The organism is Williamsia sp. Y853, from assembly GCF_056786495.1.
The window spans coordinates 755,578-771,613 of sequence record NZ_JBXCJC010000002.1; the positions used below are offsets into that span (position 1 = coordinate 755,578).

The 16,036-nt window shown below is 64.3% G+C and carries 16 protein-coding genes; 5 read left to right on the forward strand and 11 right to left on the reverse strand.

What is annotated here, in order from left to right; all coding sequences use genetic code 11:
• Positions 1–6 precede the first annotated feature (6 nt).
• The 6 genes from AC1TPF_RS15450 to AC1TPF_RS15475 all read right to left on the reverse strand — a co-directional run bounded on the left by AC1TPF_RS15450 (position 7) and on the right by AC1TPF_RS15475 (position 7,383).
• Entirely contained in the window at positions 7–1,677 is a 1,671-nt protein-coding gene (locus AC1TPF_RS15450) for a substrate-binding domain-containing protein (RefSeq protein WP_482137535.1), read from the reverse strand.
• A 105-nt stretch (positions 1,678–1,782) separates the two neighbouring features.
• Complete coding sequence (locus tag AC1TPF_RS15455; protein ID WP_482137533.1) at positions 1,783–2,220, reverse strand: type II toxin-antitoxin system Rv0910 family toxin; 438 nt, start codon at positions 2,218–2,220, stop codon at positions 1,783–1,785.
• A 37-nt stretch (positions 2,221–2,257) separates the two neighbouring features.
• On the reverse strand, positions 2,258–3,403 hold the full coding sequence (locus AC1TPF_RS15460; RefSeq protein ID WP_482144596.1) for a lipase family protein: 1,146 nt from the start codon (positions 3,401–3,403) through the stop codon (positions 2,258–2,260).
• A 142-nt stretch (positions 3,404–3,545) separates the two neighbouring features.
• Complete coding sequence (locus tag AC1TPF_RS15465; RefSeq protein ID WP_482137530.1) at positions 3,546–3,740, reverse strand: antitoxin; 195 nt, start codon at positions 3,738–3,740, stop codon at positions 3,546–3,548.
• An 8-nt stretch (positions 3,741–3,748) separates the two neighbouring features.
• Positions 3,749–6,256, reverse strand: coding sequence for an HAD-IC family P-type ATPase (locus AC1TPF_RS15470; protein ID WP_482144597.1), 2,508 nt, complete (start codon positions 6,254–6,256; stop codon positions 3,749–3,751).
• Positions 6,253–7,383, reverse strand: coding sequence for an MBL fold metallo-hydrolase (locus AC1TPF_RS15475; protein ID WP_482144598.1), 1,131 nt, complete (start codon positions 7,381–7,383; stop codon positions 6,253–6,255). The genes AC1TPF_RS15470 and AC1TPF_RS15475 overlap by 4 nt, the downstream gene beginning before the upstream one ends.
• Before the next feature lie 154 nt (positions 7,384–7,537).
• Here AC1TPF_RS15475 and AC1TPF_RS15480 point away from each other — a divergent pair, with 154 nt between their 5' ends.
• Positions 7,538–8,746: a thiolase family protein gene (locus AC1TPF_RS15480; protein ID WP_482144599.1), complete on the forward strand. Its 1,209-nt coding sequence runs from the start codon at positions 7,538–7,540 to the stop codon at positions 8,744–8,746.
• A 93-nt stretch (positions 8,747–8,839) separates the two neighbouring features.
• Here AC1TPF_RS15480 and AC1TPF_RS15485 read toward each other — a convergent pair whose 3' ends face one another.
• Entirely contained in the window at positions 8,840–9,790 is a 951-nt protein-coding gene (locus AC1TPF_RS15485; RefSeq protein ID WP_482144600.1) for a hypothetical protein, read from the reverse strand.
• 180 nt (positions 9,791–9,970) lie between these two features.
• On the opposite strand from AC1TPF_RS15485, the gene AC1TPF_RS15490 reads away from it, so the two are divergent.
• Positions 9,971–10,912: an ROK family protein gene (locus AC1TPF_RS15490; protein ID WP_482144601.1), complete on the forward strand. Its 942-nt coding sequence runs from the start codon at positions 9,971–9,973 to the stop codon at positions 10,910–10,912.
• Positions 10,913–10,988: 76 nt separating this feature from the next.
• Here AC1TPF_RS15490 and AC1TPF_RS15495 read toward each other — a convergent pair whose 3' ends face one another.
• Complete coding sequence (locus AC1TPF_RS15495; protein ID WP_482144602.1) at positions 10,989–12,128, reverse strand: acyl-CoA dehydrogenase family protein; 1,140 nt, start codon at positions 12,126–12,128, stop codon at positions 10,989–10,991.
• Positions 12,129–12,240: 112 nt separating this feature from the next.
• On the opposite strand from AC1TPF_RS15495, the gene AC1TPF_RS15500 reads away from it, so the two are divergent.
• Positions 12,241–12,828, forward strand: coding sequence for a TetR/AcrR family transcriptional regulator (locus AC1TPF_RS15500; protein WP_482144603.1), 588 nt, complete (start codon positions 12,241–12,243; stop codon positions 12,826–12,828).
• Here AC1TPF_RS15500 and AC1TPF_RS15505 read toward each other — a convergent pair.
• Complete coding sequence (locus AC1TPF_RS15505; protein WP_482144604.1) at positions 12,815–13,948, reverse strand: FUSC family protein; 1,134 nt, start codon at positions 13,946–13,948, stop codon at positions 12,815–12,817. The two genes, AC1TPF_RS15500 and AC1TPF_RS15505, sit on opposite strands and share 14 nt — an antisense overlap.
• Before the next feature lie 44 nt (positions 13,949–13,992).
• Here AC1TPF_RS15505 and AC1TPF_RS15510 point away from each other — a divergent pair, with 44 nt between their 5' ends.
• Positions 13,993–14,514, forward strand: coding sequence for a MarR family winged helix-turn-helix transcriptional regulator (locus tag AC1TPF_RS15510; protein ID WP_482137515.1), 522 nt, complete (start codon positions 13,993–13,995; stop codon positions 14,512–14,514).
• An 8-nt stretch (positions 14,515–14,522) separates the two neighbouring features.
• Here the strand turns inward: AC1TPF_RS15510 and AC1TPF_RS15515 are convergent, their stop codons facing one another.
• Positions 14,523–14,861: a winged helix-turn-helix transcriptional regulator gene (locus tag AC1TPF_RS15515; RefSeq protein WP_482137513.1), complete on the reverse strand. Its 339-nt coding sequence runs from the start codon at positions 14,859–14,861 to the stop codon at positions 14,523–14,525.
• 77 nt (positions 14,862–14,938) lie between these two features.
• Between AC1TPF_RS15515 and AC1TPF_RS15520 the strand changes: the two genes are divergently transcribed.
• The gene (locus AC1TPF_RS15520; RefSeq protein WP_482137511.1) at positions 14,939–15,541 is read left to right on the forward strand and encodes a malonic semialdehyde reductase; all 603 of its coding nucleotides are present in this window, start codon (positions 14,939–14,941) and stop codon (positions 15,539–15,541) included.
• A gap of 19 nt (positions 15,542–15,560) precedes the next feature.
• Here the strand turns inward: AC1TPF_RS15520 and AC1TPF_RS15525 are convergent, their stop codons facing one another.
• Entirely contained in the window at positions 15,561–16,034 is a 474-nt protein-coding gene (locus tag AC1TPF_RS15525) for an NUDIX hydrolase (RefSeq protein ID WP_482144605.1), read from the reverse strand.
• Positions 16,035–16,036: the final 2 nt, after the last annotated feature.

The following is a 16,036-nucleotide window of genomic DNA, read 5'->3' on the forward strand; positions in this document are numbered from 1 at the left end:
GCGTTGTCAACGACCGGCGGCTTCGATCCGTGCTGCCACGGCGTCGATGAACACCGTCGAGATATCGGCTGGGGTCTTGGCGACGTAGCTGGTGCCACCCGTCGCCTCCGCGATCTTCTTCAGCGATGCGGCATCAGCATCTTCCGTGATGCCGATTGTCAGGATCAGCACCGGCCGAGCCGGATCCTCGAGTCGCTTCAACTCGGCAAGGAGTTCATCGAGGGTGATCGAGTTCTCATCCTCGTTCTGTCCGTCCGTGAGCAGGATGACGCTGTTCGAGAAGTTGGGGTCGTAGGTGTCCTGAACTTCCTTGTACGCGGCCAGAGTCGTGTCATAGAGGCCCGTCGCGCCACCCACTCGGTCAGGCAATGTCAGAAGCTCGGACTCCAGACGCTCGCGGTGGGTCTGGCCATCGGCCCCTACGGTGTCGAGGCGTTCGATCGGCACCAGAGGCAGCCAGTCCTGTCCCCTCCCACCCATATTGATGGAGAACAACCAGGTACCCAACGCGGTGGTGTTGGGGAACAGCTTCAGGCCGTTCTGACTGGCTTCCACCAACATCTCGGCCCGGGTCGAGTTCCCCGCCGGAGCCGACATCGACCCTGACGCGTCTTCGACGACCAGACTGCGGATCGGTACACCGAGCACCGCCCACTGCCGCAGCGCTTTTGTCTCGCGCTCGGGATCACCCGGTGTGAGAACAGTCACATCGCCAACTCCTCCCTCGGGTGCAGGCGCATCGACGCCGGTGCGGAAGCCCGCGGTGGTCAGGGTCTGCGCGCCGTCGTCGGAAGTGATCGCCGCCAACAGTTCCTGACCGGCTTTACTCACCATTTCCTTGCGAGCCGCCGACGCGGTGTTCAGCATCGGAAAATCGAGGACGACGGTGCCATCGGAAGGGACGGAGGCCGTCAGCCCACTGTTGGGCTCAGCGAGCTGGTATTCGATGAAATGCTGTTCACTGACCACCGTCGGCGAGTCGCTCACCCCGGCGAGGGCGAGCCGGTCTCCATCGGAATCGCCACCGACCCGCGCGTTGCCCTGCTGCAACGCCAGCAGGGTCATCCCGTCGGTGAAGGACTTGGTGTCGATGGCGCCCGACTGCTCGGCAGCCAGCGCGCCGATGATCGGGGCGTCGCCGGTACTCGAGTCGATCGGGTTGCCGAGTCGCAGTCCCGGCAACTTCATCACATCGACCCAGTTCTCCAGTGCCGGAACGTTTTTGCCTGCCACCACCACGGGGCTTGCCGCGACCGATTCGGCGACCACATCGTTGCCGACGCGGACCTGCTCGGTGACCGTACGGGCACGGGTCGACGAATCGGCAATCCACAGATCCGGCGCACTCTCCCCCTTGGTGAGCTGCCCTGCAACGTTCGCGCCGCTGACCGCGGAGACCGTGAAGTCGAAGCAAGAGTCGCCCGACGCGGTACCCGCGAGCGGTTTGATCGTGGCCGCCATCGAAGGATCCGCGACGACGGACACGGCTTCCCTGGAGTCACAATCCGGACCGGACCCGTTGCCGATCGTCCGCCACAGGATGACACCGGCCACCAGCAGCGCTACGAGAACCAGCGCACCCAATATCCATGCGGTCCCGTGCCCCCGGTCCCCATCTCGGTGTCCGCTGAATCCGAACTCGCCTCCAGCGTTGCTGTCGCCACCATGCCGCCCCATCCGTTACCGCCCTTGTTTCGAGGTTCGCCGGATTCTATACACAGCCTTGTCAGGCGCTAACCCTCATTTGGTAACCGAAATCGGCAATGTACCAGGCGTATTCACTCAGGCGTACAGATCGTGAAAATTCTTTAGTGAAGTCTCGATTTCACTTTTGACAACCTTCGCCGTGATCTTCCCGACCGGACCGATCATGGCCAATCCGCCGAGTTCAATCTCGAATGTCAATTTTGAGCCTTCCGGTGCCGGATCCACCGCGAGGATCAGCGTGACCTTGACCCCGCCCTTTCCGGAACCCTTCAGGCTGACGCGGTGCGGTGGATCGTAGGCGTTGACCGTCCAGTCGAACCGGACGCGAGTGCCCCTGGACGCGATGACAGAGGACACCTTGATGCCCTTACCGATCTCCTCCGGCCCGGGAAGCGGACCGCGCCAGCCTTCGTGGATCGTCAACCACTCGTCGTAACTCGAGAGATCCAGCACCCGATCCCAAGTTCTCTCCGGCGTCACACCGATCTCTATCGCGTCCTTCACTTTTGCCATGGCGCTGACGTTATCGGTCGGGCCACATCTTCACCCGTCACACAGGACACGTGTCGGGCGCCGACTCCCCGGCAAACCGGTCGGCGATCCAGTCGACGGCGTCACCGGTCACACCCAGATTGGTGTGTCCGCCCTCGGGCTTGCGAACGACCTCGATCACGTCGCCCTGCGCGCAGGCGCGCTGCACCGCGGCGGTTGTCCAGGCGGGCAGGATGATCGTGTCCTTGTCTCCGTAGGCCACGAACAACGGCCCGTCGGCGGGTTCGGCGGGCAGCGCATCGGTGATCAGGATCCCCCGGAGTCGCTCGAGCGCCTCCTCGTCGGCGATCGTGGCGTCACCGGGCGCAATGTCCATGGCAGCGGAGAACTTGTCCGCGGTCGAGGTGGGACCACACGAGGTGAAGGCTTCCGCCCCGGCGGCCAGCCCACCGCGCATGTAGTCGTCGGGGTCGAGGTCGGGATGCACTTCGCGTAGTCCCGCCACAAGATTGGGGATGAAGATCTTCTGGGCGTCGGTGTAGGTCAGGTCGAGTCCCGCATCGGTGATCGGCGACAGATCAGCGGCAGGCGCCAGGGCCGCAGCCCCGACGAAGTCGAGCCCCTGTCCATAGCCGTCGGCATGCTCGGCTGCCGCCCAGGCGGCTTGGCCACCCTGCGAAGCACCCATCGCGGCCCAGTCGGCAGACGCTTCGGGTACCACATTGCGGGCCGCACGCACCGCGTCGATCATGTTGTACGCGACGGTCTTCGGTTCCAGATAGGGATGCGTTCGCGGGCTCTCGACGCTGGACCCCAGTCCCTGGTAGTCACTCGCGGCGACCACGTATCCGCGGGCCAGCAATCGCGCGACGTTGCCGTCTTCGCCGAGCAGATCCGGGTAGTCCGACGGACCGCACGTCACATCGGTCCCTGTGGTGCCGTGGCCGAGCGCGACCACCGGCCATCCACCCGGTGGCGGATCACCGGCCGGGACGGCGATCACCCCGGAGACATCGGTGCCGAAGCCACCCGCGTAACCGGCCGTCGAGCGATAGACCACCCGTATCAACCGGCCGGCATCGCCCAGAGTGCTGCTGCCCTGAAATGGCCGCTGCGTCAGGACCGCGCCGCGATCGGCGAGTGCGGGAGGTGGGGGCGGCGGCGTCGACGATTCAGACAAAGACGGCGGAGACGATGGGCTCACACCATCATCTCCGCCGCCGCCTGAGCAGGCTGTCAGGGTCAAAGCACCGGAAATCAGCAGACTTCCGGCCAACCGAACCGCCGGCCAGGCTTCTTTCAAGGTCTTCTACCTACAGCGCAGTCTGCTCACTGCCAAGTCTCAACTACTGGGGTTTCGGCTGGTCCGGGTTCGGACCACCGTCCTGTGCGAACTTCTTGGCGGCGTCCGCACCCTTCCTGACCTGGGCGGAGTACTTGCCCTTCGTCGCCTTGTTGACGGCGTCAGCGCCCTGGTCGATGACCTTGGCGTTCTTGCTGAGCGTCTGCTTGCCCTTGTTGATCAGACCCTTGATGTCCATGCGTGGCCTTACCTTTCTGCGGCGCCGGAAACGTGCTCGGCGGTCTTTGGGTCTTTGGAACTGAGCTTACTGGACCACATTGCGAAGACGGGGTTCAGTCGCCACAGGATCTCGACCGCGACGATGCCGACCGCGGCGGTCGCCAACCCGATTCCGGTCTTGCCCCAATCGGTCGGATCCAGCTTGAAGATCTCCTGCGTGAACGGCATCGAGAAGATCAGCACATACATGAGCACCGATACGCTCAGCAGCACGATCTTCCACCAGTTGTACGGACGCGCGATCACCGCGAGTACCCACATCGAGACGGCGATCATGGTGATCAGCGCGGTGGTGGCAGCCTGCATCTGATCCGGCGGCAGTTCCACCGAATCCTTGGAACCGAGTTCGACACCGGAACCACCCGGGTAGACCAGCGCGTAGGCCACGAAGGTACAGACCGCGACCACGATTCCCGACGGGACCGCCAGTCGGAGCACGCGGCCGACAAAGCCGGTTCGGGCCCGTTCGTTGTTGGGGGCCAGTGACAGCACAAAAGCAGGCACACCGATGGTGAACCACGCGGCGATCGTGACGTGGATCGGCTGGAACGGGTACGACATCGGCGCGAACCCGAAGATCTTGCCCAGGATCCCGGCAACTCCGATGGTCATGGCCAGCAACACCGCGTACACGGTTTTTGTCAGGAACAGGGTGGAGACGCGTTCGATATTGCCGATGACGCGACGGCCTTCGGCGACCACATACGGCAGCGTGGCAAAACGGTTGTCGAGCAGGACGATCTGGGCCACCGAACGGCTTGCCGAGCTACCCGAACCCATGGCCACACCGATATCGGCATCCTTGAGTGCCAACACGTCGTTGACACCGTCTCCGGTCATCGCCACCGTGTTGCCGCGTGACTGCAGCGCACCGACCATCGCCCGCTTCTGATCCGGACGGACCCTACCGAATGTGGTGTGCGAGTTGACGACGTCGGCGAGCTCGTCGGTGTCGGTCGGCAGCTTACGGGCGTCCACCGCGTCATCCAGCGTCCCCAGACCCAGCGACCCGGCCACTGCACCCACCGAGACGGCGTTGTCCCCCGAAATCACCTTGACCGAGACATTCTGCGACGCAAAGTAGTCCAGCGTCTCGCGAGCATCCGGGCGCACACGCTGTTCGAGCGCGATCAGTGCTCGCGGAACGACGACACCGGGCGCGGACAGACCGTCCGGCGACTCGGTGTCGACCGACACATCGGTCGAGGCCAACAACAGCACACGCAGGCCACCGGACCCCAGTTCGCTTGCCTGGGCCGCGGTCTGGCCCTCCGCAGGCAGCAACATGTCGGGTGCACCGAGCAGCCAGTTGCCGCGGGGTTCACCGGAAGCGCTGTCGGAGAACGAGATACCACTCCACTTTTTCGCCGACGTGAACGGGGCGACGGCGCTCGACGCCCAGGCCGGGGCGTCCGGGAACGCTTCGGCCATGGCCTGAACACTCGCGTTCGGGCGCGGATCATGGGCTGCCAGCGCAGCCAGGGCCTGCTCCAACTCGACCCGGTCCCCCTGCAACGGAACCAGTTCCGAGAGCCTCATCCCGTTCTCGGTGAGCGTTCCGGTCTTGTCCGCACAGACCACATTGACCCGGGCCAGGCCCTCGATGGCGGGCAGTTCGTTGACAAGGCACTGTCGCTTGCCGAGCCGGACCACACCGACCGCAAAGGCGATCGAGGTCATCAGCACCAGGCCTTCGGGCACCATCGGGACCAGTGCCGCAACCATTCCGAGCAGGCTCGCCTTGATGCCGTTGTCGCTGATGAACAACTGGTTGACGATGGTCAGCACACCCGCCGGGATGAGCAGGTAGGTGATGATCTTCAGGATCTTGTCGATCCCGTTGCGCAATTCGGAGTTGACCAGCGTGAACTTGCTGGCCTCTTCGGCAAGCTGCGCGGCATAGGCATCGCGGCCGACCTTCGTCGCGCGGTATGCACCGAAGCCGGCGACCACGAAACTGCCCGACATGATCGGATCCCCAACAGCTTTGTCGACGGCATCGGCTTCACCGGTCAGCAACGATTCGTCGATGTCGAGGGAGGCCGATTCGACGGTTTCACCGTCCACCACGATCTGATCGCCGGGGCCGAGCTCGATGATGTCGTCGAGCACCACCTCGCCCGGATCGATTTCGGTGGCGACACCATCGCGGCGGACCATCGGCCGGGTCTGGCCGACGATCGCCAGGGCGTCGAGGGTCTTCTTCGCGCGGATCTCCTGGATGATGCCGATGCCACTGTTGGCGATGATCAACAAACCGAAGGCGCCGTTGATGATCGAGCCGGTGCTCATCACGATGATGAACAGCACACCGAGAATCGCGTTGATCCGGGTGAAGATATTTGCGCGGACGATATCTGCAACGCTTCGGCCCGACCGGTCGGGCTGAACATTGATCTGCCCCGCGGCCACCCGTTCGGCGACCTGCGCCGCGCTGAGGCCTGAGGCCAGATGCTTCTCGTTGATCGCGGTCATACCGCGGCCTCCCACCAATCCTGGGTCTCGAAACCATGTCCGCTGCGTGAGTGGACATCAAAACGGGCGCCGGGCATCGGGGTGATCACCGGAATGTGCAACTCCTCCGCCGCCGGGAGCAGTCGCTGCACCGGGTCGGCCCACTCGTGCAGGGCGAGATTGAATGTCGCCCAATGGATGGGAAGCAACAGCGACTCGGACAGGTTGGCGCGATTGAGCATTCGATGCACGTCCACCGCTTCCTCTGGGTTGAGATGGATGTCCGGCCAGAGCCGGTCATAGGCGCCGATCGCGATCAGCGACAGCCCGAAAGGACCGTGGTCGGCACCGACCTGCTCGAACGAGTCGGTGATGCCGGTGTCGCCGGAGAAGAAGAAGTTGTTGCGCGGTCCGGTCACAGCCCAACTGGCCCACTGCGTGGTGTTGCGCTGCAGTCCTCGCCCGGAAAAGTGTCGGGCGGAGCAACAGTTGAAGCGCAGATCTCCGATGGTGACCGACTCGCCCCAGTCCGCCTCGCGGATTCGGAAGGGGTCGATGCCCCAGTACTGCAGATGTGCACCGACCCCGATCGGTACCACGAACACGGCTTCCGGATGGGTCCGGGCGAGCTTACGGACCGTGGCGGTGTCGAGGTGGTCGTAGTGGTCGTGGCTGATCAGGACGACGTCGATGGCGGGCAGCTCCTCGAGCGTGTGCGGCACAGGGTGCAACCGTGCAGGTCCGACCACGCTCGACGGTGAGCAGCGCTTACTCCACACCGGATCGGTGAGGATGCGGTGTCCGTCGAGTTCGACGAGCACCGACGCATGACCGAACCAGGTGGCGGCAAGGTCGGCAACCTCCGCAGGCAACGGCGAGGCATCGAACTCCAGGCGGACCCGCGGCTTGCCGATGTCACCGCGGCGGAGCATCGCGAGTGCGGCCGCTCTGTCACCGTCGACGGGCCGCGGCGGCTCGATGTTGCCGAAGCTCCCACCGGTTTGATGCGGTGAGCCACTGATATGCGGGAGCACAAGATCTTTCGGCGCCCCCATGGCCCGATACACCTCGGTCCCGGCTGTGACTCCGGCGGCGGCAAACGCCGCACCAGCGGTTGCGGCACCGGCCAAGAGCCTGGGACCGGTCATTGCATTCGGTAGGCGCACCACCCTGGACACACTACCGGCCGCGTGTCCCATTTCTTCGATCCATCAGCCCGGTGGTCGAACAAGAGTCGACAGGATGGAATATCTCGGGGTATACCTGACTTATAGAAACTATAGTCAGCTGAAGGAGTAGGTCATGACCCAGATCGTTGATGCAGTAATCGTCGGTGCGGTGCGAACTCCGATCGGAAAGGGTAAGCCGGGCCGCGTTGTTGACGGTGCGACCGTCGGTGCAGGTGGACTCCACGACGTTCATCCGGTGGACATGCTCGCCCACAGCCTGCGCGCACTCGTCGAGCAGACCGGCATCGACCCGGCGTTGATCGACGACGTCATCGCCGGTGCCGTCACACAGGCCGACGAGCAGGGCCAGAACATCAGCCGCAAGGCCGCACTGGCCGCCGGCTTCCCCGAATCGGTTCCCGGCACCACCATCAACCGACAGTGCGGTTCGAGTCAGCAGGCGATCTCGTTTGCCGCCCAGGCCGTGATGTCGGGTGTGCAGGACGTGGTGGTCGCGGCCGGTGTGGAGTCGATGAGCCGAGTGCCGATGGCGTCCGATGTCCGGCCCGGCGTCGACGCGTCCGGCGTGGGATTCTCGCAGCGGTACTCGGACGGATTGATCTCCCAGGGACTGGCCGCCGAATTGATCGCGGCTGATTGGGGCTTTTCACGGACCGAACTCGACGAGTTCGCGTTGTCGAGCCATGACAAGGCCGTCGCGGCGACCAAGGCAGGCAAGTTCGACCGGGAGATCGTGCCCCTGGCCGGCCTGCGCACCGACGAGATGATCCGCCCGGGCGGCACCATCGAGCAACTGGCCACACTCAAGCCCGCGTTCTACCACCCGGCGATGCTCGAGCGGTTCCCGCAGATCGAATGGCAGATCACGGCAGCCAATTCGAGTCCGCTCTCCGACGGCAGCGCCGCGGTGTTGATCATGAGCAGCACCAAAGCCGCGGAACTCGGCCTCACGCCGCTCGCCCGACTGCACAGCTTCTCGGTGGTCGGCTCCGATCCGCTCTACATGCTCACCGGCGTCATCCCGGCAACCGAGAAGGTGCTCGCCGCAGCCGGCCTGACCATCTCCGACATCGACCTGTTCGAGGTCAATGAGGCCTTCTCCCCCGTCGTCCTCGCGTGGGCCAAGGACACCGGCGCAGACCTGGCCAAGACCAACGTCAACGGCGGCGCGATCGCGCTCGGTCACCCACTCGGCGCCAGTGGTGCCCGCATCATGACAACCATGGTCAATGCACTGCAGCAGTCCGGTGGCCGCTACGCCCTGCAGACCATGTGCGAGGCAGGCGGGATGGCCAACGCCACCATCATCGAACGCCTCTAACCCCACACCCCACCGCAAACGCTCCACCTCTACGAGGGTGCTCCACATATTTGTGGAGCACCCTCGTACAACCGGAGCGTTTGCGGGAATGGATCACTGCAAACCCGCTCGCCGCAAGCCATTTCGCAAAGTCTCGCGCAACCGTTCGGGGTGCATCAGGTCGTCCCAACCCCACCGTGCGACCACAAACCCGAGCTCGTTGAGGCGTTCCTCGCGGCGCTTCTCGCGGTACACCGCATCCGCAGGCGTCTCACCCGGGCGAAGATATCGGATGTACTTACCCTGACCGTCGAACTCGCCGAGAAGATGGTCTTTGATCCGAAAATCAGTGCGCGCCACGTGTTTACCGTCGGGAGCGTAGATCTCCGGCTGCAACTGCGGTACCGGAATATCGGGCATGCCATACATCCGGGCGCGCGACAGCGACTCGCCGACGCTTTCTGAAGCACTGTCGGCGAGCGATACCGCCCGTCTGGCGTTGCCCACACCCTTGCGTCGACCGGCCCGCGCGAGCACCATCTCCAGTTCGGCGCGGGACACACCCATCCGAAGAGCCGCATCGCAGGCACAGAGCGCCTGCTCGAAACCGCCCAGACGGCTGATGTCGACGGCCGTCCTGGCGAGGCTGGTCACCAGGAGTCCCGGAAGTTCGATGACCTCGTCGGGCAGCCACGACGCGGCATGCAATCGGCAGGCCCGGTCACGATTTCGCCCGCCACCGACACGGTTCACGGTGAAATGCACTCGATCCAGGTCGGCGTCGAACGTCGGCATCCCGAGTAGTGCTGCCGCGGACCAGTGACTCACCGCCTTGGTGCCCTCCCCCGCGTCGACCGCCCCGAGAACCTTGAATCGGTATCGGCGTTCACGCTCCTCGCGGCTCAGAACGCCGTTGAATGGACCACTCGGCACGTACATGCCCCGGTAGACCCGCTCCAGGCTCCCCGCCCGGACTGCAGCCTGGAGCGTGTGGTCGTTGTGACCGGCCGACGTTGCCGTGCGGCGCAAGACCAGGCCCGCTGCGCTCAACTCGTATTCCCCCATGGATCCGATTCTGGCGCGTCCGATGGTGCCGACTTTCCCCTTCGATGTCGCACTGTGGACAACTTCGTCTCCTGTGCACAACCCCAAACGCTCCACCTGTACGAAGATGCTCCACATATTTCTGGAGCGTCTTCGCACAGGTGGAGCGTCTGGGGAGGGGTGGGCCACTAGGCTGAATCGGTGGCAGCCAATCTGGTCCTCGCGATCGATCTCGGTGGCACGAAAGTGGAAGCCGCACTGGTCGACCCGGACGGCAACATGCTGGCGGCCGGCCGAAGTCGGGCCCTGACCGGTTCACAATCCTCACCCGACGTCCTCGGCAGCAACGTCATTCGGGTTGTCGATCATGCGCTCGCGCAGGTGCCCGAGACCGCGCAGGTGATCGGTGTCGGGATCGCGGCGGCCGGACCATTGGGCGAGCGGGCCGGAACCCTGTCCCCGATCAACATTCCGCAGTGGCGCGACTACCCGCTACGCGATCTGGTGACCGGGCGGATACGACAAACGTTGGGTCACACACCCGTCCACTTTCATCGAGACGGCGTGGCGATCGTGCTGGCCGCGCAATGGATCGGCAACGCGGCCGGCGAGAAGAACTTGTTGGGCATGGTGATCTCCACCGGTATCGGTGGGGGTTTCATCGTCGACGGCCGGGTGCTGGCCGGGAACAGCGGCCACATCGGCCAGATCCAGTTGTCCGGCTTCACCGGCGAGCTCAGCATCGGCAGTCACACCACACTCGAATCGGTGGCCTCCGGCCCGCATACCGTGGCCTGGGCCAACAAAGAGGGCTGGACGGGGTCCACCGGCGAAGACCTCGCCGCGTCTTATCGGAACGATGACGACATCGCCCATCGCGCAGTGCACCGCGTGGCCGAGGCTGTGGGACAGGCCATCTGCAGCGCAGCAGCATTGATCGAGCTGGATGTGGTGGCGATCAGCGGCGGCTTCGCGCGGGTGACGCCCGACTTGATCCCGCTCATCGAACGGGTCGTCGCGCGGCATCCACTCGACTACATCGCACGCGTTCGAGTCATCGATGCCGGACTATCCGACACCGCCCCACTCGTCGGCGCCGCCGCCCTGGTGTATCGCCGCGCTCACGTCGGCCTCCCGACCTGACACAAATGCTCCGCCTGTACGAAGATGCTCCAGATGCACGCGGAGCGTCTTCGCATAAGCGGAGCGTTTGCGGGGATTAGGTCGCCAGCGAGCGACTGATGACCAGTCGCTGAATCTGGTTGGTGCCCTCGAAGATCTGGGTGATCTTGGCTTCGCGCATCAGCCGTTCGACGCGGAAATCCTTGGTGTAGCCGTAGCCACCGAACACCTGTACCGCATCGGTGGTCACCTTCATCGCCGCATCAGTGGCAATCAGCTTGGCCACCGAGGCATTACGTGAATACGGCACACCGGCATCGCGACGACGAGCGGCATCGATGTAGGTGGCGCGGGCCGAATCCACTGCGGCAGCCATGTCGGCGAGCAGGAAACCGAGCCCCTGGTGGTCGATGATCTTCTTGCCGAACGTCTGCCGTTCCTGCGCGTAGGCGACGGCCTCGTCCAATGCGGCCTGCGCGATGCCGACGGCAACCGCAGCGATGCCGAGCCGGCCCGAATCCAGTGCGCTGAAGGCGATCTGGAGACCCTGACCTTCGGCGCCGATGCGACGATATTCGGGCACGAACGCATTGTCGTAACTGGCCGACGTGGTCGGAACCGCCGTCAGGCCCATCTTTTCTTCCGGCTTCCCGAAGCTCAGACCCTCGGTGTCATCGGGGACGAGGAAGCACGAAATGCCCTTGGACCCTTCGCCGGTTCGGGCGAACAAGTTGTAGAAGTCGGCGACACCACCATGGGTGATCCACGCCTTCGATCCGTTGATCTTGTAGCCACCCTCGGTGGCGGTGGCCTTGCAGGCCAGGGCCGCGGCATCGGAACCGGCCTGTGGCTCCGAAAGGCTGTAGGCGCCGATCTTCTCACCCCCGAGCATCTCGGGAAGCCAGCGCTGCTTCTGCTCGTCGCTGCCAAAAGCCATCAGCGGATGGCACGACAGGCTGTGCACACTCACCGCAACCGCCACCGCCGCCCAGCGCGCCGCCAACTCCTCGAGTACCTGGAGGTAGACCTCGTACGGCTGACCGCCACCTCCCCATTCCTCGGGGTACGGCAGGCTCAGCAGGCCTGTCTGGCCCAGCACCTTGAAGGCCTCGGCCGGATACTTCTCGGCCTTCTCGTACTCGTCGACGATGGGTTTGAGTGCCTTGTCCGCGACGTCGCTCGCCAGCTGGACCAGGTCGCGTGCTTCTTCAGTGGGGAGCAGCCGGTTGACGGGCATCGGGCACCCTTTCGATCGTCGGAACAGGCAGGGACCGGATTCAAGCAGTACTGAGCCAGGCCCTTCAGTACCGTCGACAGTACTCCAGAACCTCACGCAGTACCATCAGCGCATGGTTCCGACCGTTTCCCCTGCACACGCGACCGCACGCCGTGCGCAATTGTTCGACGAACTGGTGGCTTTGTTCCTCCACGAAGGTTTTGCCCACCTGACGCTCGACCAGATCGCGGCGCGCCTGCACTGCTCCAAGTCGACGCTGTACACGCTCGCAGGCAGCAAGGATGAACTCGTCCGCGAAGTGACGGTGCACTTCTTCCGGGCCGCGACCACCGAGGTCGAGGCGGCGGTGGAGCGCGCTACCGGGACAACCGAACGGCTGACCGCGTACCTGACTGCGGTCGGTACCGCACTTGCGCCCGCCGATGAACGGTTCATGGAAGACCTTGCCGGCTTCCCACCCGCCCGCGACATCTACGAGCGCAATACCCGGGCGGCGGCAGATCGCGTCCATGAGCTCATCAGCGAAGGTGTTGCCGCAGGCGATGTCCGCGATGTCCACGCGGCATTCGTCGCCGACGTGGCATCTGCAGTCATGGTCCGGATCCAGCAACGCAAGATCAAAAGTTCTGTCGGGCTGGATGATTCACAGGCCTACCTCGAACTCGCGCAGCTGCTGACCACCGGGATCAGCGCGCAGTAGCCACCTCGGCGACCTCGTGGTGCGCGGTGTCATGGCGCGCGATGGACAGGGCCGCGACCACGATCCCGAAGACGACCCCCAGCGCGGTGTCCGCCATCCGGTCGAGCGCCACATCCGGGGTCAGACCCGCACCCAGTGCCGTGAGCAGCAGCGCCATGGGCGTCACGGCCATCGAGCAGAGTCCATAGTTGATGGCAACCAGGAGTTCCGCTGCGATCTGGAAGATCACAACGAGAACCACTGCGCCCCAGTAGCCCAACGGCACCGCGAGCAGTCCGGCAGCCAGCACTCCGCCGACCACGTTCCCGATCAACCGTTGTACACCGCGATGCACGGTGAGGTGAAAGTTGATGCCCTGCAGCGTGGCGATCGCGCCCATCGCCGCCCACATCGGATGCGCCAGACCGATGGCTTGGGCGACACCGGCAGCCACCGCAGAAGCCAGAGCCACCCGGATCGCCGAGACCATCAGCTCTCGCTCGGCCATCCGGCGAAGGTCAGCACCCACCGACCCCCACGACGAACCACCGGCGTTTCGAACACCCCGAACCACGTCATATGGCCACGGAGCCAAGGACGCGCAGATCCCGATCGTCACTCCGATCGCCGCAGACGCGCTCGCGGCCACCACATCACCCGTCGATGTCGAATAGCCCACCGCAGCGGCCGCGGCGAAGATCATCACCACCGGTCCGGGACCGACCAATCGGCAGGCACCCATGACCAACATGGCAACGGCCGCAGCCACAGACATGGCCACGATCTGTACCGGCATCGAGGCCCCCGCCGCACCGAGAATGCCTCCGAACACCACGAACGCGACAAGTGTTCCGCCGGTCACCGCGAGCCGCGGCAGCCGGATGCGATAGGGATCGTTGCGGCAGAATGCCGAGGTCAAAGCACCCAACGCGGCGAATCCGGCGATATCGACACGCCCCATCAGACCACCGATCACAAGCACCACCGCGAGTGCGATGCCCACTCGGACCGGCAACCAGATCGACGCGTTGCTGCGGTTCAGTGTCAGCGCGGCATCACGCCAGGTGCGAGGAGAAGCAGAGTGGACCAGCGCATGACGACGGCGGGTCAGATGCTCGGAAAGGGAATCGCTTGTCAACACCTAAGTATTTTACATCTATTTTACTACTAAAGTAAATAGTGGCCATGACCTACCATGATCCGGTGACCGCAGACCCCAACCCGAGTGACGTCGTCGAGCGCGTGAGCCTGGAGTGGGCACGCGCATATCCCGACCTCGATACCGAGCCCATCGAGGTGGTCGCCCGCGTCAACCGCATCGCCACCGTGCTCGCGCATCAACTCGACCTGGACCTGGAATCCCACTCGATCACTCGCTCCGAGTTCGACGTGCTGGGCGCACTCGCCCGGTCGGAGCGTCCACTGCGCGCCAGCGAGGTCGTCTCGACAACGATGCTCAGCGGCGCCTCGATCACCAAACTCAGCGAACGCCTTGGCGACCTGGGCCTGTTGCAGCGCAAGAAATCCGAACGGGATGGGCGGGTTGTCCTTCTCGAATTGACCGATGCCGGACGCGAACTCGTGGACACCCAGTTTCCTCGGCGGCTCGCCCGCGACACGGCGATGCTGGCGACACTGAGCCCCGACGAGCGGTCGACCCTGATCACGTTGTTACGCAAGGTCTCCCGGACCATCGACAACCGCTAGGTCGGATTCTACGAATCCAGGTTCTCCGACGCCCACGCCCCGAGTTCGCCGAGAATCGGCAGGAGCGCTTCGCCAGACGGCGTCAGCCGATAAGACACCGACACCGGCGGGCCTGCCTCGACCTGCCGCTCGATCACACCCGCTTCTGCCAATTCGACCAACCGTGACGACAACATCGAGTCACTGATTCCGCCGATCGCGGCGCGGAGTTCGGCGTAGCCCGCCGGACCGTGCATCAGGGTGCCCAACAGAACCCCATTCCAACGCTTGCCGAGCAGGGCGAACGCCGACCGTAGCGCGCCGTCACAGGCACGTGGCTCGTGCGTGACTTCGACTTCCCTGGGCATCGGCCCAGCATACCGTTTGCTACAGTCGCTCCTAGCTGCTTTTATTTTAGTAGTCCCTCTAGATGTAGGAGCACATCATGTCCGATGCCGTCCACACCCTCGACGCAGACGCGCGCGCATTACTCTTTCGCGACGCCCGCACCGCCAACACTTTCAGTTCCGAGCCGGTGAGCGACGAGGCACTCAAAGAGGTCTGGGAACTCGCCAAATGGCCACCCACCGCAGCCAACACCCAGCCGCTGCGAGTCCTCTACGTCCGCAGCGACGAAGCCAAGGAACGCCTGCTCCCCCACGTCGCCGAAGGCAATGTCGACAAGGTCCGCAGCGCACCGGTGACCGCCGTACTGGCGATGGATTCGGCGTACCACGAGCACATTCCGACCGTGTTGCCCTTCCGGCCCGAGATGAAGGACGCCCTGGAGGCCAACGAGGACATGCGTACCTCGATGGGTACGTTCGGCAGCACCTTGCAGGCCGGATACTTCATCCTCGCCGTACGTTCCGTGGGGCTGACCGCCGGACCGATGGCCGGATTCGATTCCGCCGGAGTCGATTCCGAGTTCTTCGCTGACGGCCGCTGGAAATCAACCCTGCTGGTCAACGTCGGCCATCCGGGCAAAGATGCCTGGTTCGACCGACTGCCCCGCCTGGACGAGGACGAGGTCTTGCGCTTCGCCTGATCCCTTCGAGAAACGCGGTCTAGTCGAGATGGTCGAGGAGACGGTCGAGAAACGGACGCTGACCTTTCAGCAGTTTGTCCCCGGCCGTCTCGAGATCACACCACGCCACCCGGTCGATCTCGGGATACGACTGCACCTTTCCCGATCCCCGCGGCCATTCCATCTCGAACGTGTTGCTGACGGCATCGGTGATGTCGAGGTCGGCCTCGATCGCAAAGGCGGTCACCAGCTTTCCGCTCGGCTGCTTGATCTCCCCGAGTTCGATGACCTCCCCGTCGGGAACCGTGAGACCGACCTCCTCGACGAATTCCCGATGGGCCGCGGCCAGCGGTTCTTCGTCTTCGTCGTACAACCCTTTGGGTATCGACCAGGCGCCGGAATCCTTGCGCGCCCACAAGGGGCCTCCCGGATGCGCGATCAAGACCTCGACCTCGATGCCCGCCTCTGCCTCGGAACGACGGAACAGCAGTATCCCCGCACTTCGCTTTGGCATCG